The organism is Pseudomonas sp. R5-89-07, from assembly GCF_003851685.1.
Classification (GTDB): domain Bacteria; phylum Pseudomonadota; class Gammaproteobacteria; order Pseudomonadales; family Pseudomonadaceae; genus Aquipseudomonas.
The window spans coordinates 3,700,223-3,720,810 of the sequence record NZ_CP027727.1 but is presented as its reverse complement, the minus strand read 5'-3'; the positions used below and the strand labels follow the sequence as shown (position 1 = coordinate 3,720,810).

Annotated in this window: 15 protein-coding genes and 4 tRNA genes; 12 read left to right on the top strand and 7 right to left on the bottom strand. The window is 59.8% G+C overall.

The genetic code is table 11. The features are described from left to right. The first annotated feature begins 124 nt into the window (after positions 1-124). Both C4J94_RS16975 and C4J94_RS16970 read left to right on the top strand, forming a co-directional pair. Positions 125-1,612: an NCS1 family nucleobase:cation symporter-1 gene (locus tag C4J94_RS16975; RefSeq protein WP_124387234.1), complete on the top strand. Its 1,488-nt coding sequence runs from the start codon at positions 125-127 to the stop codon at positions 1,610-1,612. A gap of 98 nt (positions 1,613-1,710) precedes the next feature. Next, entirely contained in the window at positions 1,711-2,994 is a 1,284-nt protein-coding gene (locus C4J94_RS16970; protein ID WP_124387233.1) for a Zn-dependent hydrolase, read from the top strand. A gap of 69 nt (positions 2,995-3,063) precedes the next feature. On the opposite strand, the gene C4J94_RS16965 is transcribed toward C4J94_RS16970, so the two are convergent. The 4 genes from C4J94_RS16965 to C4J94_RS16950 form a co-directional block, all read right to left on the bottom strand. After that, positions 3,064-3,522: a transposase gene (locus C4J94_RS16965; protein WP_124387232.1), complete on the bottom strand. Its 459-nt coding sequence runs from the start codon at positions 3,520-3,522 to the stop codon at positions 3,064-3,066. A gap of 218 nt (positions 3,523-3,740) precedes the next feature. Then, on the bottom strand, positions 3,741-5,159 hold the full coding sequence (locus tag C4J94_RS16960) for an efflux transporter outer membrane subunit (protein WP_124387231.1): 1,419 nt from the start codon (positions 5,157-5,159) through the stop codon (positions 3,741-3,743). Next, positions 5,143-6,312, bottom strand: a complete 1,170-nt coding sequence (locus C4J94_RS16955; protein WP_124387230.1) for an efflux RND transporter periplasmic adaptor subunit — start codon at positions 6,310-6,312, stop codon at positions 5,143-5,145. Before C4J94_RS16955 ends, C4J94_RS16960 begins: the two co-directional genes overlap by 17 nt. Beyond that, on the bottom strand, positions 6,302-9,523 hold the full coding sequence (locus C4J94_RS16950; RefSeq protein WP_124387229.1) for an efflux RND transporter permease subunit: 3,222 nt from the start codon (positions 9,521-9,523) through the stop codon (positions 6,302-6,304). The genes C4J94_RS16955 and C4J94_RS16950 overlap by 11 nt, the downstream gene beginning before the upstream one ends. Positions 9,524-9,728: 205 nt before the next feature. On the opposite strand from C4J94_RS16950, the gene C4J94_RS16945 reads away from it, so the two are divergent. Then, on the top strand, positions 9,729-10,139 hold the full coding sequence (locus tag C4J94_RS16945) for a hypothetical protein (RefSeq protein WP_124387228.1): 411 nt from the start codon (positions 9,729-9,731) through the stop codon (positions 10,137-10,139). Here the strand turns inward: C4J94_RS16945 and C4J94_RS27650 are convergent. Further along, positions 10,136-10,297 (bottom strand): hypothetical protein, encoded by a 162-nt coding sequence (locus tag C4J94_RS27650; RefSeq protein WP_164485591.1) that lies wholly within the window; start codon positions 10,295-10,297, stop codon positions 10,136-10,138. The genes C4J94_RS16945 and C4J94_RS27650 overlap by 4 nt on opposite strands. A gap of 210 nt (positions 10,298-10,507) precedes the next feature. Here C4J94_RS27650 and C4J94_RS16940 point away from each other — a divergent pair, with 210 nt between their 5' ends. Next, positions 10,508-11,170 (top strand): peptidase C39 family protein, encoded by a 663-nt coding sequence (locus C4J94_RS16940; RefSeq protein WP_124387227.1) that lies wholly within the window; start codon positions 10,508-10,510, stop codon positions 11,168-11,170. 114 nt (positions 11,171-11,284) lie between these two features. On the opposite strand, the gene pbpG is transcribed toward C4J94_RS16940, so the two are convergent. Together pbpG and folD are read right to left on the bottom strand one after the other, a co-directional pair. Then, the gene (pbpG, locus tag C4J94_RS16935) at positions 11,285-12,208 is read right to left on the bottom strand and encodes a D-alanyl-D-alanine endopeptidase (RefSeq protein WP_124387226.1); all 924 of its coding nucleotides are present in this window, start codon (positions 12,206-12,208) and stop codon (positions 11,285-11,287) included. Positions 12,209-12,415: 207 nt separating this feature from the next. Then, on the bottom strand, positions 12,416-13,270 hold the full coding sequence (gene folD / locus C4J94_RS16930; protein WP_124387225.1) for a bifunctional methylenetetrahydrofolate dehydrogenase/methenyltetrahydrofolate cyclohydrolase FolD: 855 nt from the start codon (positions 13,268-13,270) through the stop codon (positions 12,416-12,418). Between the two features lie 274 nt (positions 13,271-13,544). Here folD and C4J94_RS16925 point away from each other — a divergent pair. From C4J94_RS16925 to lon, 8 genes are all read left to right on the top strand, one after another. Continuing rightward, positions 13,545-13,621 (top strand) — tRNA-Arg (locus C4J94_RS16925). Between the two features lie 32 nt (positions 13,622-13,653). Further along, a tRNA-His gene (locus tag C4J94_RS16920) sits at positions 13,654-13,729 on the top strand. 57 nt (positions 13,730-13,786) lie between these two features. Next, positions 13,787-13,871, top strand: a tRNA-Leu gene (locus C4J94_RS16915). A gap of 77 nt (positions 13,872-13,948) precedes the next feature. Next, positions 13,949-14,024, top strand: a tRNA-His gene (locus C4J94_RS16910). Positions 14,025-14,422: 398 nt separating this feature from the next. After that, positions 14,423-15,733, top strand: coding sequence for a trigger factor (gene tig / locus C4J94_RS16905; RefSeq protein ID WP_124387224.1), 1,311 nt, complete (start codon positions 14,423-14,425; stop codon positions 15,731-15,733). Between the two features lie 91 nt (positions 15,734-15,824). Next, positions 15,825-16,460, top strand: a complete 636-nt coding sequence (gene clpP / locus C4J94_RS16900; protein WP_003174822.1) for an ATP-dependent Clp endopeptidase proteolytic subunit ClpP — start codon at positions 15,825-15,827, stop codon at positions 16,458-16,460. Between the two features lie 112 nt (positions 16,461-16,572). Beyond that, positions 16,573-17,856 carry an ATP-dependent Clp protease ATP-binding subunit ClpX gene (gene clpX / locus C4J94_RS16895; RefSeq protein WP_017136464.1) on the top strand — a complete coding sequence of 428 codons (1,284 nt, stop codon included), beginning with the start codon at positions 16,573-16,575 and terminating at the stop codon, positions 17,854-17,856. A gap of 190 nt (positions 17,857-18,046) precedes the next feature. Next, positions 18,047-20,443 carry an endopeptidase La gene (lon, locus tag C4J94_RS16890; protein ID WP_124387223.1) on the top strand — a complete coding sequence of 799 codons (2,397 nt, stop codon included), beginning with the start codon at positions 18,047-18,049 and terminating at the stop codon, positions 20,441-20,443. Positions 20,444-20,588: the final 145 nt, after the last annotated feature.

Below are 20,588 nucleotides of genomic sequence, written 5' to 3'. Positions count from 1 at the left end.
GGTTATTGAGTGCAGTGGCGCCTGGCCGGGCCTGAGATGTCATGTTGTAAACGAGGTACTCCGGCCGCCTGCCTTAGCTGGGCAGGTGAGCAACAATAATTTTAAAAAAAACCGTGGAGCGGCCATGCAACAGAACAGATCGCAAGTCATTGAGCGTAACGGCCTGTACGAACTCGACGCCGGCCCCGACGTCCTCGACAGCCCTCGCTACAACCACGACATGGCACCGACCAAGGTGCACGAACGTACCTGGAACACCTGGCATATCACCGCGCTGTGGGTCGGCATGTCGATCTGCGTGCCGACCTACACCCTGGGCGGCGTGCTCACCGCGTACTTCGGGTTGTCGGTGGGCGAGGCGCTGATCGCGATTCTACTGGCCAACATCGTGGTGCTCATCCCGCTGACCCTCAATGCGTTTCCCGGTACCAAGTACGGCATTCCGTTTCCGGTGCTGTTGCGCTCATCCTTCGGCATCCTTGGTTCCAATGTGCCGTGTCTGATTCGGGCGTTGGTGGCGTGCGGCTGGTTTGGCATTCAAACCCTGTTCGGCGGGTTGGCGATTCACCTGTTTCTCGGCTCGATTTTCGAGGGCTGGAAATCCCTCGGCGGCACCGGTGAGGTGATTGGTTTCATGCTGTTCTGGACCCTCAATCTGTGGGTGGTGTTGCGCGGCGCCGAGTCGATCAAGCGCCTGGAAACCCTGTCGGCGCCGCTGCTGGTCGCGGTGGGAATCGGCTTGCTGGTGTGGGCGATGCCGAACGTGTCGATCAGCGAACTGATGGCGATCCCGCCCAAGCGTCCTGAAGGGGCGAGCCTCACCGGTTACTTCATGGCCGGCCTGACGGCGATGGTGGGTTTCTGGGCGACCTTGTCGTTGAATATCCCGGACTTCAGCCGCTACGCCAAAAGCCAGAAAGACCAGATTCTGGGGCAGATTTTCGGCCTGCCGCTGACCATGTTCCTGTTCGCCTCCCTGGGGGTGATCATGACGGCCGCTTCGGTGAAGCTGGTGGGCGTCAGCGTGTCCGACCCGGTCAGCCTGATCGGCCATATCCAGAGCCCGGTGTGGGTCGCCATTGCCATGGCGCTGATCATCATCGCTACCTTGTCGACCAACACGGCGGCGAACATTGTCTCGCCGACCAATGACTTCCAGAACCTTGCGCCCAAGCTGATCAACCGCACCAAGGCCGTGATGCTGACCGGGCTGGTGGGGTTGGCGCTGATGGCCCATGAGTTGCTGAAAAAACTCGGGCTGATCGTTTCCGATGTCAGCCTGGAGACGGTGTATTCCAACTGGTTGCTCGGCTACTCCAGCCTGCTGGGGCCGATTGCCGGAATCATGGTGGTGGACTACTTCATTACCCGCAAACAGCAGCTGGACCTGGCGGGGCTCTACCGTGACGACGTGTACCCGGCCTGGAACTGGAGTGGGTTCATCGCGTTTGGCGTACCGGTGGCGCTGACCTTGCTGTCGCTGGGCAGCGATGCGTTCAGCTGGTTCTACAGCTACGGCTGGTTTACCGGTTCGGCGTTGGGCGGGGTGTTGTATTACGGCTTGAATGCCCGGCGCGCAATCACCTCGATACCGGCGAAGTCCGCGCTGTAACGCAAGTGGAATGCGAACCCAATGTGGGAGGGGGCTTGCCCCCTCCCACATTGGACCGTGTTCCAATCTTAAGAAAAACTCAGCCTGAGGAGATCCCCATGAACGCTGCCCTCGACGTTCTGCAATCGACCCATCAGCACATCAACCGCGACCGCTTGTGGCAGTCGCTGATGGACCTGGCCAAGCTCGGCGCCACCCCCAAAGGCGGTGTGTGCCGGCTGGCCCTCACCGACCTCGACCGCAAGGCCCGCGACCTGTTCGTGCAGTGGTGTGAGCAGGCCGGTTGCACGGTAACCGTCGATGGCATCGGCAATATCTTCGCCCGACGCCCGGGGCGCAACCCTGACCTGCCACCGGTGATGACCGGCAGCCATATCGACACCCAGCCCACTGGCGGCAAGTTCGACGGTTGCTTCGGCGTGCTGGCCGGTGTGGAAGTGCTGCGCACCCTCAACGACCTCAAGCTTGAAACCGAGGCGCCGCTGGAAGTGGTGGTGTGGACCAACGAAGAAGGCTCGCGCTTTCCACCCTGCATGATGGGGTCCGGGGTGTTCGCCGAAAAATTCAGCCTGGCCGATACCCTGGCCAAGGTCGATGCAGACGGCGTGAGCGTAGGCGATGCGTTGAATGCGATCGGCTATGCGGGCGCTCGCCCGGTCAGCGGGCACAAGGTAGGGGCTTACTTCGAAGCGCATATCGAACAGGGGCCGATTCTGGAGGACGAGAAAAAGACCATTGGCGTGGTGCTCGGCGCACTCGGGCAGAAGTGGTTCGACCTGAAACTGCGTGGCGTTGAAGCACACGCGGGGCCTACGCCGATGCACCTGCGCAAGGATGCGTTGGTAGGCGCGGCCGCGGTGGTGGCTGCGGTGAATGCGGCGGCACTGGGGCATCAGCCCCATGCCTGCGGGACCGTGGGCTGCCTGCAGGCGTATCCCGGTTCGCGCAATGTCATTCCCGGCGAAGTGCGCATGACCCTGGATTTTCGTCATCTGGAGCCCGCGCGACTTGATTCGATGATTGCCCAGGTGCGCAAGGTGATCGATGAGACCTGTGCCAAGCATGGCTTGAGTTTCGAAATGGAGCCGACCGCTGACTTCCCACCGCTGTACTTCGATAACGGCTGCGTCGACGCCGTGCGCGATGCGGCCAACGGCTTGGGCTTGTCGAACATGGACATCGTCAGCGGGGCAGGGCACGACGCGATTTTCATTGCCGAGCTTGGGCCTGCGGGCATGATCTTCGTGCCGTGTGAGGGCGGTATCAGCCATAACGAAATCGAAAATGCTGCGCCGGATGACTTGGCGGCGGGGTGTGCGGTGTTGTTGCGCGCCATGTTGGCCGCTTCGGCCGCCATTGCCAGCGGCAAGCTTGCGGCCTGAGATGTGATTAAAAATGTGGGAGGGAGCAAGCACCCTCCCACATTTGGACGGTGTGCTTCAGATACAGCGTCAGACCCAGATGGCATCCCACAATGGGTAGTCGCCAATCCGCTCGACCAGGCCCGCTCGCAATGGGTTGGCCACTACATACCTGGCCATGTTTACCAGGTCATCCTCTTTGCGCAGTGCTCGGTCGTGGAAGCTTTCTTGCCAGAGCCGGCCTTTGCGGCCGGTCGCGCCGTTGATGGTTCGTGTGCTTTTGGATTTCACCTGGCACATCAGGTTTGCCAGCGAGCCTTTTTTCAACTCGATAATCCAGTGGAAATGGTCGGGCATGATCACCCATGCCAAGGAGTTCGCCAGACCTTGGTATTGAGCGATCCGAAATTGCCAGACGACCAGGCGGCCGAGATGGAAATCGCTGAAGAGGCGAATGCGTTCATGGGTATTGGTGGTAATCAAGTAGATGCGGTTCGGCTCGCTGTAACGACCGATACGCAGGCGGTGTGAAGCGGGTAAGTCAGGCATTCCTTGGCCTCTTTCTGATTGTGTCATCAGAGGCTAGCTGGGTGGTCAGTGGGGGGGTGGGTAGGCTTTTGGCAGGATGTGTCTGGGAGGGCGCTATCGGGAGCAAGCCCCCTCCCACAGGGGGCCGGCAGTGTTCATACATTCTGTGTCTGGCCCACAACGAAATGTGGGAGGGGGCTTGCTCCCGATGAGGCCGGAGCTGACGCTATAGCACGGTATCAGGCCCCCGGCTGCCAGCCACCCCCCAGCGCCGTCACCAACCCCACACTCGCCTGCAACTGCCGCGTCTGCACCGCCTGCAACGTCCGCTGCGCCTGCAATGCCGCCGTCTGTGCGGTCACCACATCCAGGTAACTCACCGCACCGGCCTGATAGCTGTTCATCGCCAAGGCTTGGGTATGCTGCGCCGCATCCGCCGCCGCCTGTTCATCCTGCTCCTCCTGCTGCAAATCTCTCAGTTGCGCGAGGTTGTCTTCCACCTCGCGAACGGCGTTCAGCACCCGGCTGCGGTATTGCGCCGAAGCCTCTTCAAACTCGGCCTTGGCCTGGCGCTCGTTGGCACTCAAGCGTCCGCCATCGAAGATGGGCAGGTTCATCAGCGGCCCCAGCGCCCAATACCGATTGCCCGCCGATAGCAGGTTGCCCACGCCCTGGGTCTGGCCGCCAATCAATCCGGTCAGGCTGAAATCCGGATACCAGGCCGCCTTGGCGACACCGATGTTGGCATTGGCCGCGAACACTCGGCGTTCTGCTGCCGCGATGTCCGGGCGGCGTTGCAGCAGGTGGCTCGGCAGTTGCGATGGAATGCCGGGCAACGCAATCAATTGTGGGGTGGGCGGCAGTGAGAAGTCACTGGCCGCCACGCCCACCAGTTCGCCGATGGCATGCTCGGTCAGGTTGCGCTGCCCGCGCACTTCATCCAGCTGCGCCTTGGCCTCGGCCAGTTGGTTTTGTGCACGGGTCAGGTCCAGCTCCGAGGCGATCTGGCCTTCATAACGGCTGCGGGTGAGTTGCAGTGCCTGGCTGAAATCGTCCAGCGAGCGGTTGAGAATCCGGCTCTGCGCATCCAGCCCATTGAGTTGCACATACAGCGTTGCCAGTTGATGTTGCAGGCTCAGGCGCGCCACCGCCAAGTCATCGCCGGACGCTTGCGCCTGGGCGTCGCCGGCCGCGACCTGGTTACGAATTTTGCCCCACAGGTCCAGGTCGTAACTCAGCGAAAAACCGGCGCTGTCGCTGTTGTACACCGACGGTTGCGTGCTGCCGCGCAACGGCCTCGAATCCGACTGCCGCTGGCGCAGCGGTTGTGCGCTGGCGGTGATCTGTGGGAACAGCCCCGCATGCAACTGGCTGGCAAACGCCTGGGACGCATCGAAATGCGCCAGCGCCGCGGCCAGGTCCGGGTTGGCCTTGAGCAGTTGCTGCTGCAGCGCATCGAGCGTTGGATCGTTATAGAGCTTCCACCACTGAGGCGCCAGTTGGTCGGACGGCTGCGCGCTGTGCCACGGGCCGTCGCTGGTCTGTTCGCGGTAACCCGCCGGCAAGTCAACCAACGGCACCTGATAGGCGGGCGCCATGGAGCACCCTTGCAGCGCCAGCAGCATCAGTGCCGCAGCAGATTTAAGCTTTGGGCGCATGGGCACCCCCGGCGACGGCAGCCAGTTGCACCGGGTCGCCTTCGCGCAGGGCGTCGGGCGGGTTGTCGATGATGCGGTCGGCGGGCTTCAGGCCCTGGTCGATCACCAGGCGTTCGCCCAGGTCCAGGCCGATATGAATGTTCTGCAGGTGCACATGGTTTTGCCCATCCAGCACCGCGACCTGGGTGCCCTGGGCCCGGAAGATCAGCGCGCTGGCTGGGATGCTCACGCCGTGGGTGTCCGCTGGAATCGGCAAGCTGGCTTCGGCATAGTCGCCGGGCAGCAGTTCACCGTTCGGGTTGTCGGCGACGAACTGCGCGAGCAGGGTGCCGGAGCGTCGGTCGATGGCGGTGGAGTCGCCGATCAGGCGCGCCTTGAAGTGTTCGCCTGGGTGCTCAGGCACGGTCAGCTCGGCTTCGAGGCCGGGGTGGATCACTGCCGCGTAGTTCTGTGGCACCGGCACGTAGAGCCGCAATTGGTGGGTGTCGGCAATGCTGAACAGTTCCGGATCGCTGTCGGTATCGGCCTTGATCAATTGGCCAATATCGGTGTTACGCGCGGTGATGGTGCCGGCGAAGGGCGCTCGGATGGTCTTGTAGCTTTCCAGCGCGGACAGCCGCGCATAGTCAGCGGCGGCCGCGTCGGCATTGGCTTTGGCGGCGGCGGCATTCGAGGTTTTTTCGTCGGCCTCCTGGCGTGACACGGAATGGCTGGTCAACAGGTTTTGCCAGCGCGTTGCGGTGGTGGCGGCCAGGCGCGCATTGGCCTGTTCCTGCACCAGGTGGGCATGGGTTTGCGCCAGTTGCTGGTCCAGGTCCGGGCTGTCGATTTGCGCCAGGATCTGCCCAGCCTTGACCTGGCTGCCAATATCGACTTTCCAGTCTTTTAAATAGCCGCTGACCCGCGCATGGATCGGCGCTTTGCTCCAGGCCTCCAGGTGCGCCGGCAAGCGCAGCGTATCGCCGGCCGCATTCTGTTGGGGCTGGAACACCAGCACTTGGGGAATGGCTGCGGTTTCCGTCCAGGCGGTGACCGATTGTTCATGCAGCGTGCGGGCGTGCAAGCCGTTGGCGACCAACAGGGCGGCCAGGGTCAGGCCGCCGACACCCAGGAGCATCAGACGCTTGCGCGAGGGTTTGTGATCAGACGACATGGGGCATTTCTCCAGCAGTTGCGCGAGTAGGGTGACGGCCGTGGACCAGGCTGAAGACCACGGGAACAAACAACAAAGTGGCGATGGTGGCGAAGATCAGGCCGCCGATCACCGCGCGGCCCAGCGGCGCGTTCTGCTCCTCGGAAAGCGCCAGGGGCAGCATGCCGATGATCATCGCCAGGGCGGTCATGCACACCGGGCGAAAGCGCGTGTAACCGGCCTCCATCGCGGCTTTCAGTGCATCGCCATGCTCGGCCAGACGCTCACGGCAGAAGCTCACCACCAGGATCGAGTTGGCGGTGGCCACGCCCATGCACAGAATCGCGCCGGTGAGGGCCGGCACCGATAATGAGGTGCCGCTGAGGAACAGCATCCACACGATCCCCGCCAGTGCCGCCGGCAACGCGGTGATGATCACAAAGGGGTCGGCCCAGGACTGGAAGTTGACCACGATCAGCAGGTAGATCAGCACCACGGCGCCGAGCAGGCCGAAGCTCAACCCGCTGAACGCCTCATGCAGTGCATCGATCTGCCCGTGCAGGCTGATCGTTGCGCCTTTGGGGCGCATGGACGCGGTGTCATCCAGCACTTTTTGCACATCCCGGGCCACGCCGCCAAGATCGCGGCCTTGCACGTTGGCGTACAGGTCCAGGGTGGGTTCGATGTTGTAGTGCGTCACCACCGCCGGGCTTTGTACCCGCGAGATGCTCGCCACGCCACCGAGGATTTGTGACTGACCATCGGCACCGGTCACCGGCAGGGCCTCCAGCGAGGGCAGGCTGTCGAGGCGGTATTGCGGCGTTGCGGCCACGATCGAGTAGGACACGCCATTGGCCGGGTTCAGCCAGAACGTCGGCGCCACCTGGGAGCTGCCGGCGAGGGAGGCGACCATGCTGTTGGTCACGTCTTTCTCGGTAATACCCAGGCCATTGGCGCGCAGGCGGTCCACATTCACCTGCAGCGACGGGTAGCCGGTGGATTGCTGGATGCGCAGGTCGGCGATGCCGGGTACGTGTTGCAGGCGCCGTTCGAGCTCCACGGCATAGGCGCGGTTTTCTGCGTCGCTGCGCCCGGAGATTTTCACGTCCAGCGGGGCCGGCGCGCCGAAGTTGAGGATCTGGCTGCTGATGTCCGCCGGCAGGAACGCAAAGTGGCTGCCGGGGAAACTTTGCGGCAGGGCTTCACGCAGTTTTTTGACGTAGTCGGCGGTGGGCGCATGGTCCTTTTTCAGGGTGACCTGGATATCGCCGTCCTGCGGGCCGATGGTGCCGCTGCTGCTGTAGGCCATGTCGATACCGCTGAGGGGAATGCCGATGTTGTCGACAATCGTGTCCAGCTCCTGCGCCGGAATCACCTCGCGAATGCGCGCTTCGATGCGGTCGAACGCGGCGGCGCTTTCCTCGATACGCGTCCCCAGCGGCAGGCGCACATGCAGCGCCAGTGCTCCGGCATCGGTCGCCGGGAAAAAATCCTGGCCCAGGCTCGGCAGCAACACGAACGAGGCCAGCACGCAGGCGAGAAAGCCGACGATAAAGCGCTTGCGCGCGCCCAGTGCGAGCGTCAGCAAGCCATGGTAGGTGTCGCGGATATTGGAGAAGTGCCGCTCGAATCCCTGCTGGAAATTCAGCACCGATTGCAGCACCGCATTGCGCGGCTTGGTGTGCTGCTCCCCCTCGTGGTGGTTGATGAATTGATCTTCCGGATGATGCCCCGGGCCTTGCTCGGGTGTGTGGGGCTTGAGCAGGAACATCGCCAGTGTCGGCACCAGGGTGCGCGAGAGGATGAAGGAACTGGCCATGGCAAAGATCACCGCCAGCGCCATCGGCCGGAACAGGTACCCGGCGATGCCTTGCAGCAGGAACATCGGCACGAACACGATGCAGATGCACAGCAGCGAGACGAACGCAGGGCCGACGATTTGTGCGGCGCCGTCGAGGATCGCCGTCTTCACCGCCTTGCCTTGTTCCAGGTGCCAGTTGATGTTTTCGATGGTCACCGTGGCATCGTCCACCAGGATGCCCACCGCCAGGGCCAGGCCGCCCAGGGTCATTACATTCAGGGTTTGCCCGCTGACCGCCAGCAGCGCGATGGCCGACAGCACCGCCAGGGGAATCGACGCGGCAATGATCAGCGTCGAGCGCCAGCTGCCGAGAAACAGCAGGATCATCGCACTGGTCAGCAGGGCGGCGATGATGCCTTCCTGGGCCACGCTGCCCACCGATTGCTTGACGAACACCGAGGCGTCGCCCAAGAACGATGTCTTCAGCGACGGCGGCAGGGTTTCGTTGATGCGCGGCAGCATGTTGCGGATGCCGTCGATGATCGACAGGGTCGAAATGCTGCCGTTCTTCAACGCCGGCATCAGTACGGCGCGGTGGCCGTCGACGCGCACGATATTGGTCTGCGGCGGCGAGCCGTCCCGCACGTGGGCGACCTGGCCGATGGTGATGATCGCGCCGTCGACGCTCTTGATCGGCAAGTCATTGAGCTCATCGATCGCCTTGGGGCTGTTGTTCAGCAGGATCGTGTATTCGTTGGGGCCGAGCTTGGCGGTGCCCACCGGGATGATCTGGTTCTGCAACGCCAGGGCATTGCCGACGTCCTGGGCCGACAAGCCTTTGGCGGCCAGCGCCTGCGGGTCGAGGTCGAGGGTGATCTGGCGCTGCTTGCCACCCATCGGCGTGGGCATCGCCAGGCCGGGCAGGGCGCTCAGCGGCAGGCGGATATTGTTCTGCACCAAATCGCGGATTTTGGCTTCCGAAAGGCTCGGGCTGGAAAACGCCATTTGCAGGATCGGTACCGTGGACGCGCTGTAGTTGAGGATCAGCGGCGGCGTGATGCCCGGTGGCATCTGCTTGAGCACGGTCTGTGACACCGCCGTGACCTGGGCATTGGCGGTGCGGATATCCACGCCGGGCTGGAAGAAGATCTTGACGATGCCCATGCCCGGCAGCGATTGCGACTCGATGTGTTCGATGTCGTTGACGGTGGTGCTCAGGGAGCGTTCGTAGGTGTAGATCACCCGGCCGGCCATGGCGTCTGGCGACAGGCCGTTGTACTGCCACACCACCGCGACCACGGGGATACCGATATCGGGGAAAACATCCGTGGGCGTACGCAGGGCCGCCATGGGCCCGATGATGCAGATGAATATGGCCAACACGATGAACGTGTACGGCTTGTGCAGTGCGGTCTTTACCAGCCCGAGCATGCGTGGATCTCCAAAAGAGCAGGATTGCAAACCCCGGCAGTCTTGCCCGACCCACCTAACACGCACCTTTCAGCCAGGTGAAGGAAGATTTAGGTAATGGCTGAAGATCGTTTCATTTGTATTCATTTGTTCTACAAACGGCAGCTCTTCAAGCTTGTCAGCCATCGGATACGCCTTTTTTACTGATGTACTTTGGAGCCCTGCCATGTCACCGAAAACCCTGTTGTTGATCCCCACCCTTGCGGCCGTCTTTATGCTGTCGGCGTGTGCCGGCCCGATACCCAAGGCGGACCCGAGCGAAGCCTGGATCGGCTTGACCGAAGAAGCACCGAACGACCTGATGGCCGAGCGTGTCGACGGCAAGCGGGTAGATGACGGGCGCTACTTTGAAGTAAGCCCAGGGGAACATCGGCTGGACGTGACGTTATTCGAGGAAGAGGCTGGCGATAACAATCAGCAGGATTGCCAGGGGCGGGTCGAGTACAAGGATTTCAAGGCGGGTGAGCATTACACCCTGGAGGAGTCGAGCCTGGGTACCACTGTGCGCGCAGCGCTCAAGGATGGGCACGGCAAGGAAGTCGCCGCCACGCAGGACTTCACTTGCATGCCCGGCTAGGCATGGTGCGCCGTCGCCTTGCGCGGCTTGGCGGGCGCAGCGGGTTTGACGTGGGGGTGATGATGGCGACGAGACACTCGCATCACCCCCCACAGCATGGCGGCGGCCACCGCCAGCCAACCGCAGATCAACAGGAAAATCGTCGTTGCAAGGCTCATTCAGGCCTCCTTTCGCCCCGTCCGGGGCACACACAGTCTTCTCAATGGACAGTCTAGCTACCTGGCGGTTGCCTGCTATTGACCAATGGTCGTGTCTTCCAACTTGTTTGCTCTATGGCAGGCGCTTTACCGACACTGGAGGCTATACCCCCGCCCAAGAGCATCCTATGATCGTGACCCTCACCGGCAGTTGATCAAGAGAGTAAAAAATTGCGCTTACGGTCGAACCTTAAAGCATCCATCCTGCTGGCCTGCGCCCTGGGGCTCGTGGCCTGTTCCAGCCACCCTTCGAAACTCCCGGGCCTGCCGGAGCGGGTTGAACTCAACGGCGTGCCGACCTTTCGCAGCGAGGCTTATCAGAGCGGTCCTACGGCTCTGGCCAGCATGCTGTCGCAACAAGGCATTGTCATGACACCGGGGCTACTCGATAAGCCGCTGCACTTGCCAGGCGCCGAGGCCGATCTTGAGCGCAACATGCAAAAGTTGGCGCGTGAGTACGGGCTGATGGTGTACCCACTGGATGCCAAGCTGACCGCGGTGCTGGCGCAGGTGGCGGCGGGTTATCCGGTGATGGCGCGCATCGACTCAAGCTTTTGGTCCGGGCCACGCTATGTCGTGGTGGTGGGGTTCAATCAGCAGAAGAGCACGGTGCTGCTGCGGTCCGGTATGGAGCGGCGCTTGATGATGAGCTTCAGCGACTTTGAGTCGTCGTGGAAGAGCGCAGGTAACTGGGCGATTCTCACCCAGCGCCCGAGCCAGCTGCCGGCAAATGTGGATGCGCAGCGTTGGCGCGAGGCGGCGAATGCCACAGCCCAGTCCGGGCAAGAGCAGTCGGCGGCCCAGGCACTCAAGGTGCTGGCTGAACACAAATAAAATGTGGGAGGGGGCTTGCCCCCGATGGCGGTGGATCAATCACTGATGTTGTGAATGACACACTGCTATCGGGGGCAAGCCCCCCTCCCACATTTTATTTGCGTTGTGAGTGAGTCAGCGACGCACTTCTGTCACACCTGCACGACTTTTCAGATTCTTGTCAGCCTTGTAGCGCAACGCCACATCCGGCACCGAACTGCTCGCGCCGGTCTCGACCCAGTTGCGAATACGGCTGGCATCGGCGAAATGGGTGAATTTGCCGAACGCATCCAGGATCACCAGCGACACCGGACGGTTGCCCATGCTGGTCACCAGCACCAGGCAATGCCCGGCCTGGTTGGTAAAACCGGTCTTGGTCAGCTTGATGTCCCAGTTGGCACGGTTGATCAGGTGGTCGGTGTTGGAGAAGCCCAGGGTGTAGTTGGGCTTGCGGAACGCCACGGTCTTTTCCTTGGTGGTGCTCAATTGGCTCAACATCGGGAATTTGCGCGCGTAGGCCAATAGCTTGCTCAGGTCGCGGGCGGTGGACACGTTATGGATCGACAGGCCTGTCGGCTCCACGTAATGGGTGCTGGTCATGCCCAGTGCCTTGGCCTTGGCGTTCATCGCGGCAATGAACGCCGAGTAGCCGCCCGGGTAATGGTGGGCGAGGCTCGCGGCGGCGCGGTTTTCCGAGGACATCAGCGCGATCAGCAGCATTTCCTTGCGCGGCATCTGGCTGCCGATCTTCACGCGGGAGAACACACCTTTCATCTCCGGCGTGTCGGTGATGTTGATGTCGATGTATTCATCCATGTTCTGCTTGGCTTCCAGCACGATCAGGCCGGTCATCAGCTTGCTGACGGAAGCGATGGGCACGACCACGTCGGGGTTGCTGGAATAGATGACCTTGTTGGTCTGCAGGTCCACCAGCATGGCGCTGCCGGACGCGATGTGCAGTTTGGAGGCATCACGCGGGGCCAGGGTGGTTTCGGCGGCGTGGGCGAAGGTGCCTGTGAGAGCAAAAAACAGGCTGACGACGGAAAGACGAATTTTCACGCGGATGAACTCGCTAAAAAGTAAGGAAATACCGTTGGGGAACGGGTTTGGTGACAAATGACGTTACATTCTAGGAGTATGGATCAGAAACTGTCGAATGTTCTTCCGAAACCGGACGAAAGTGCTTAAAAACTAAGAAAAAACAGATAATTTTCGGGCAATAAAAAGCCCTGCGATAAGGCAGGGCTTTTTCAGTACGCCTGGTTATTAGCCGTGCAGGGTTTCTGCCGCATACAGCGTATTTTCCAGCAGGCATGCCCGGGTCATAGGGCCTACACCGCCTGGGACCGGTGTGATCCAGCCGGCGCGGGGCAGGGCGGTGTCGTAGACCACGTCGCCTACCAGCTTGCCGTCATCCTGGCGGTTGATGCCGACGTCGATGACGATGGCGCCTTCCTTGATCCACTCACCCTTGACCAGGCCCGGCTTGCCGGCGGCGACCACCACCAGGTCAGCGCGGCCAACGTGGCCGGCAAGGTCCTTGGTGAAGCGGTGGGTGACGGTGACGGTGCAGCCGGCCAGCAGCAGTTCCATGGCCATCGGGCGACCGACGATATTCGATGCGCCGACTACCACTGCGTCGAGGCCATACAAATCAACCCCGGTGCTTTCCAGCAGGGTCATGATGCCCTTGGGGGTGCAGGGGCGCAGCAGCGGGATGCGCTGGGCCAGGCGCCCGACGTTATAAGGATGGAAACCATCGACGTCCTTGTCCGGGCGGATGCGTTCCAGCAGCTTGGACGCGTCCAGGTGCTCGGGCAGCGGCAACTGGAGCAGGATACCGTCCATGTTCGGGTCATCGTTGAGGCTGTCAATCAGGTCGGTCAGGGCCTGTTGAGTGGTATCCGAAGGCAAGTCGTAGGCTTTGGAGATAAAGCCGACCTCTTCACAGTCTTTACGCTTGTGCGAGACATAAACCTGAGAGGCAGGATCGCTGCCGACCAGGATCACCGCGAGGCCAGGCGTGCGCAGGCCTTGCTGGCGACGCTCGGTGACGCGTTTGGCGATCTGCTGGCGCAGGCTGGCGGCGATTGATTTGCCGTCGATAAGTTGTGCAGTCATTACGCGTGATTAACCATCGAGAGGGGGAAGAAAAGTGCGCGCATTCTCGCATGCCGAGGCGCGAGGGCAAAGGCGCTTGGTCTGCAAATTGCCCTAACCCCTTAAATAAAATCAGTTTTTTTCAAAAAAGATTTGACGGGTTTCAGGACCCTCTATACTATTCGTCGCACTTGTCGGGCACAGCCTAGCACTGGTTAGAAGGTCGAGCAGAATTGTTGTGCTGCAAGGCTGGAAACACTTAGTTTGTAATCCTCCAAGAGTACAGATTAATCAGGCGCCCGTAGCTCAGCTGGATAGAGCATCCGCCTTCTAAGCGGATGGTCGCAGGTTCGAGTCCTGCCGGGTGCGCCATTAGGCAGCTTTGGCACAAGTAGCGCTAGATGGTGGGCGTAGCTCAGTTGGTAGAGCACGGGATTGTGACTCCCGTTGTCGAGGGTTCGATCCCCTTCGTCCACCCCATATTTTGAAAAGGCGCCAGATTAACCGTCTGGCGCCTTTGCTTTAAGAGCTTCAAGCGCGGATGTGGTGGAATTGGTAGACACACTGGATTTAGGTTCCAGCGCCGCGAGGCGTAAGAGTTCGAGTCTCTTCATCCGCACCAAATAAAACGTTGTCCTGCTGTCAGGTGGGGCAAGGTTCAACAAAGAAGTGGTTTGGTTTCTTTGTTAACGCAATATGGTGGGCGTAGCTCAGTTGGTAGAGCACGGGATTGTGACTCCCGTTGTCGAGGGTTCGATCCCCTTCGTCCACCCCATATTCGAAAGGCGCCAGATTTAACAGTCTGGCGCCTTTTTTGGTTTTAGCGGTTTGAATGTCGGCGGTCGCAGGTACTGGGCTGCATCGGCAGGGCGTTTCATCGTATTTGTGTATCTCGATGATGCCGCGTTGCCAGCTTGCTCCGTCCGCGGGGCGGGCCGTCAGGGAGATGAGTGGCTGCTTCTTCTATATATAGAAGGGCAGCGCAGAGCCCTGGCGCAATTGATTGAATTTGTCACCGGGGCGGGGTACTTCAGTGCCTTCGTACCGATAAAATGCCGGCTGTTTCCCGGTGTATTTCCAGTAGGGTGACTTCTTGAGTTTGACCCACTAGAATGCATGCCCTTGATTGGGGTCGGAAATGGCCGGCTAATGTCTGTGCAACGAGGAATATCCATGCAAGTTTCTGTTGAAAATACTACTGCTCTCGAGCGCCGCCTGAGCATCACCGTGCCGGCAGAGCGTATCGAGACTGCGGTCAACAAGCGTCTGCAGCAGACTGCCCAGAAGGCCAAGATCGCTGGTTTCCGTCCAGGCAAAGTGCCGATGAGCGAAATCAAGCGTCGTTTTGGTGCCGATGCGCGCCAGGAAGCTGTAGGTGACGTGATCCAGGCTTCCTTCTACGAGGCCGTTGTCGAGCAAAAGCTGAACCCGGCTGGCTCGCCTTCGATCGAACCCAAGTCCCTGGAAGCGGGCAAGGACCTGGAATACGTAGCCGTATTCGAAGTGTTCCCGGAATTCGAAGTGGCCGGTTTCGACAGTATCGCTATCGAGCGCCTGAGCGCCGAAGTGGCTGATTCGGACCTGGACAACATGCTGGAAATCCTGCGCAAGCAGAACACCCGTTTCGAAGTGGTCGACCGTGCCGCCCAGAACGAAGACCAGCTGAACATCGATTTCGTTGGCAAGGTTGACGGCGAAGTATTCGCCGGTGGTTCGGCCAAGGGCACTCAGTTGGTGCTGGGTTCCAACCGCATGATCCCTGGTTTCGAAGACGGCCTGGTTGGCGCCAAGGCCGGCGAAGAGCGCGTACTGAACCTGGAATTCCCTGCTGACTACCAGAACCTGGACCTGGCCGGCAAAGCCGCCGAGTTCACCGTGACCGTCAACAGCGTTTCCGAGCCTAAGCTGCCAGAGCTGAACGAAGAGTTCTTCGCTCAATTCGGCATCAAGGAAACCGGCATCGAAGGTTTCCGCGCCGAAGTTCGCAAGAACATGGAGCGTGAGCTGCGTCAGGCCATCAAATCCAAGATCAAGAACCAGGTCATGGACGGTCTGCTGGCTGCCAACCCGATCGAAGTGCCTAAGGCTCTGCTGTCCAACGAAGTGGATCGCCTGCGCGTACAAGCGGTTCAGCAGTTTGGTGGCAACATCAAGCCTGACCAGCTGCCGGCCGAGCTGTTCGAAGAGCAAGCCAAGCGCCGCGTCGTGCTGGGCCTGATCGTGGCTGAAGTGGTCAAGCAGTTCGACCTCAAGCCAGACGAAGACCGCGTTCGCGAAATGATCCAGGAAATGGCCTCGGCCTACCAGGAGCCTGAGCAGGTCGTGGCTTGGTACTACAAGAACGACCAGCAACTGAACGAAGTACGTTCGGTTGTGCTGGAAGAACAAGTTGTGGATACTGTTCTGCAGAAGGCTAAGGTGACCGATAAAGCGGTCTCTTACGAAGAAGCAGTCAAACCGGCGGAAGCAGCACAAGCCGACTGATTGTCCAACTCGTTGGAAATTCAACCATAAGCCAGCCTCGCGCTGGCTTATGCGTTTTCAAGACATGACTATTTGGGAGTAACTGCAGAGCATGTTCCGTAATTCCTATATTCAGCAGAACTCTGATATCCAGGCCGCAGGCGGCCTGGTCCCGATGGTTGTCGAGCAGTCCGCTCGTGGCGAACGCGCCTACGACATCTACTCGCGCCTGCTCAAGGAGCGAGTGATCTTTCTGGTTGGCCCGGTAGAGGACTACATGGCCAACCTGATCTGTGCGCAACTGCTGTTCCTTGAAGCGGAAAACCCGGACAAGGACATCCATCTCTACATCAACTCGCCGGGTGGTTCGGTGACTGCGGGCATGTCGATCTACGACACCATGCAGTTCATCAAGCCAAACGTGTCGACGACCTGCATTGGCCAGGCCTGCAGCATGGGTGCATTCCTGCTGACCGCCGGCGCCGAGGGCAAGCGTTACTGCCTGCCGAACTCGCGCGTGATGATTCACCAGCCACTGGGCGGTTTCCAGGGCCAGGCATCGGACATCGAAATCCATGCCAAGGAAATCCTCTTCATTCGTGAGCGTCTCAACACGCTGATGGCCAAGCACAGCGGGCACACACTTGAAGAAATCGAGCGTGATACCAACCGTGACAACTTCATGAGCGCCGAAGCCGCCCGTGAATACGGGTTGATCGACGCCGTGATCGAAAAGCGCCCCGCTTAATATAAGCCGCTCAAAATAGGGCTGGTCGGCATGTCCGACCACTGGCGGGCTTGAAAAAGCCCGCATAAGCCTTCATCTTGTGTTGCAAGCCTATCGGATTTGGATCGAACGAATGACTGACACCCGCAACGGCGAGGACAACGGCAAGCTGCTCTATTGCTCCTTCTGTGGCAAAAGCCAGCATGAAGTACGCAAATTGATTGCCGGCCCCTCGGTGTTTATCTGCGACGAATGCGTCGACCTGTGCAATGACATCATCCGCGAGGAGGTGCAGGAAGCCCAGGCCGAGAGCAGTGCGCACAAACTCCCATCGCCGAAAGAAATCAGCGGCATCCTTGACCAGTACGTGATTGGTCAGGAGCGTGCGAAGAAGGTTCTGGCCGTAGCGGTGTACAACCACTACAAGCGCCTGAACCAGCGTGACAAGAAAGGCGACGAAGTCGAACTCGGCAAGAGTAATATCCTGCTGATCGGTCCTACAGGCTCGGGTAAAACCCTGCTTGCGGAAACTCTCGCTCGCCTGCTGAACGTTCCGTTCACCATCGCCGACGCCACCACCCTCACCGAGGCTGGCTATGTGGGCGAAGATGTCGAGAACATCATTCAGAAACTGCTGCAGAAGTGCGACTACGACGTAGAGAAGGCCCAGATGGGTATTGTCTACATCGACGAAATCGACAAGATTTCGCGCAAGTCGGACAACCCGTCGATCACTCGGGACGTTTCCGGTGAAGGCGTACAGCAGGCACTGTTGAAGCTGATCGAAGGCACGGTCGCTTCGGTACCACCGCAAGGCGGCCGTAAGCACCCGCAGCAGGAATTCCTGCAGGTCGATACGCGTAACATCCTGTTTATCTGTGGTGGTGCGTTCTCCGGCCTGGAAAAGGTAATTCAGCAGCGTTCCACCCGTGGCGGCATCGGTTTCGGCGCGGAAGTGCGTAGCAAGGAAGAAGGCAAGAAGGTTGGCGAGTCCCTGCGTGAAGTTGAACCTGACGATCTGGTCAAGTTCGGCCTGATCCCGGAATTCGTCGGTCGTCTGCCGGTCCTGGCCACGCTGGACGAGCTGGATGAGGCTGCTTTGATTCAGATCCTCACCGAGCCGAAAAACGCCCTGACCAAGCAATATGCCAAGTTGTTCGAGATGGAAGGTGTGGACCTCGAGTTCCGTACCGACGCGCTCAAATCGGTGGCCAAGCGGGCACTGGAGCGCAAGACCGGTGCACGTGGTTTGCGCTCGATCCTCGAAGGCGTATTGCTCGACACCATGTATGAAATCCCCTCGCAGTCCGAGGTGAGTAAAGTGGTGATCGACGAAAGCGTTATCGAAGGCAAGTCCAAGCCACTGTATATCTACGAAAACAGTGAGCCGGCTGCCAAGGCTGCACCTGACGCCTAAGCGTCTGCGCAGTGGTGGTACAAGCAAGGGGCCTTTCGGGGCCCCTTGTTTTTTTGGGGTCTTTTTGCAGGGCGGCGGATTAAATCGCGTTTATTCATGCGTTTAAGTGCTGGCATTGAGCTTGTTTTTTTTGCAGGCAACCCCCATCTTGGTTTCAAGCTTGTTTTTCAACTGTCATAGAGGCGAAATCATGAAGACAACCATCGAATTGCCTCTCCTGCCGTTGCGTGATGTCGTCGTTTATCCGCACATGGTTATCCCGCTGTTCGTGGGGCGCGAGAAGTCTATCGAAGCCCTCGAGGCTGCGATGACGGGCGACAAGCAGATCCTGCTGTTGGCCCAGAAGAATCCTGCTGACGATGATCCAGGCGAAGACGCCCTGTATCGCGTCGGCACTGTTGCGACTGTCCTGCAATTGCTCAAGCTTCCCGACGGCACCGTCAAGGTACTGGTGGAAGGCGAGCAGCGCGGCGCAGTAGAGCGTTTCATGGAGGTGGACGGCCACCTGCGCGCCGAAGTGGCGCTGATCGACGAAGTCGAAGCCCCTGAGCGCGAGTCCGAAGTCTTCGTGCGCAGCCTGCTTTCGCAGTTCGAGCAGTATGTGCAACTGGGTAAGAAAGTCCCGGCTGAAGTCCTGTCGTCCCTCAACAGCATCGATGAGCCAAGCCGCCTGGTCGACACCATGGCGGCGCACATGGCGCTGAAGATCGAGCAGAAGCAGGACATCCTCGAGATCATCGACCTGTCGTCCCGTGTCGAGCACGTGCTGGCACTGCTGGATGGCGAAATCGACCTGCTGCAGGTCGAGAAGCGCATTCGTGGCCGCGTGAAGAAACAAATGGAGCGCAGCCAGCGCGAGTACTACTTGAATGAGCAGATGAAGGCCATTCAGAAAGAACTCGGCGATGGCGAGGAAGGCCACAACGAGATCGAAGAGCTGAAAAAGCGTATCGATGCCGCCGGCCTGCCGAAAGACGCGCTGACCAAAGCAACGGCCGAGCTGAACAAACTCAAGCAGATGTCGCCGATGTCGGCCGAAGCCACCGTGGTTCGCTCCTACATCGACTGGCTCGTGCAAGTGCCGTGGAAGGCCCAGACCAAGGTACGCCTGGACCTGACCCGCGCCGAAGAAATTCTCGATGCCGACCACTACGGCCTCGAAGAGGTCAAGGAACGTATCCTCGAATACCTCGCCGTGCAAAAGCGCGTGAAGAAAATTCGCGGCCCGGTGTTGTGCCTGGTTGGTCCTCCTGGGGTGGGTAAAACCTCCTTGGCGGAGTCGATTGCCAGTGCGACCAACCGCAAGTTCGTGCGCATGGCCCTTGGCGGCGTGCGTGACGAAGCGGAAATTCGTGGTCATCGCCGGACGTACATCGGTTCGATGCCAGGAAGATTGATTCAAAAGATGACAAAAGTGGGCGTGCGCAACCCGCTGTTCCTGCTCGATGAAATCGACAAGATGGGCAGCGACATGCGTGGCGATCCGGCGTCGGCGTTGCTCGAGGTGCTCGATCCCGAGCAGAACCACAACTTCAACGACCATTATCTGGAAGTTGATTACGACCTGTCCGACGTCATGTTCCTGTGCACCTCCAACTCCATGAACATTCCGCCAGCGTTGCTGGACCGGATGGAGGTGATTCGTCTGCCGGGTTACACCGAAGACGAGAAGATCAATATTGCCGTCAAATACCTCGCGCCCAAGCAGACTTCGGCCAACGGCCTGAAGAAAGGCGAGATCGAATTTGAAGTCGAAGCGATCCGTGACATTGTGCGTTATTACACCCGGGAGGCCGGTGTACGCGGGCTTGAGCGTCAGATCGCGAAAATCTGCCGCAAGGCGGTCAAGGAGCATGCGCTGGAAAAACGCTTCTCGGTGAAGGTGACTGCCGACTCGCTGGAGCATTTCCTGGGCGTGCGTAAATTCCGCTACGGCCTGGCCGAGCAGCAGGACCAGGTAGGGCAGGTGACTGGCCTGGCGTGGACCCAGGTGGGCGGCGAGTTGCTGACCATCGAAGCGGCCGTGATCCCGGGCAAGGGCCAGTTGATCAAAACCGGTTCGCTGGGCGATGTGATGGTCGAATCGATCACCGCCGCGCAGACCGTGGTGCGCAGCCGTGCCAGGAGCCTCGGTATCCCTCTGGACTTCCACGAGAAGCACGACACCCATATCCACATGCCGGAAGGGGCGACCCCAAAAGACGGCCCTAGCGCGGGTGTAGGCATGTGCACGGCCCTGGTGTCGGCATTGACTGGCATTCCGGTGCGTGCTGATGTAGCGATGACCGGGGAAATCACCCTGCGTGGTCAGGTATTGGCTATCGGTGGTCTGAAAGAGAAATTGCTCGCCGCACACCGGGGTGGAATCAAGACCGTGATCATTCCTGAAGAGAATGTTCGCGACTTGAAGGAAATTCCTGACAATATCAAGCAGGATCTTCAGATTAAACCGGTTAAATGGATTGACGAAGTCCTCCAAATTGCGCTGCAATACGCGCCGGAGCCCTTGCCGGATGTGGCTCCGGAGATAGTCGCGAAGGACGAAAAACGCGAGTCGGATTCCAAGGAAAGAATTAGCACGCATTAATGTGTTGAAGCCTGGGGGGCTTCCTTGACAGCTTTTTAGAGCCCTTGTTATAAAGCGGCTCTTAAGTGTCTGTAGGCCATTCAGCACTGGTTTTTGCTTTTTACCAAAAAAACTTAGAATCATACTCATAGATATATAAGGGGAC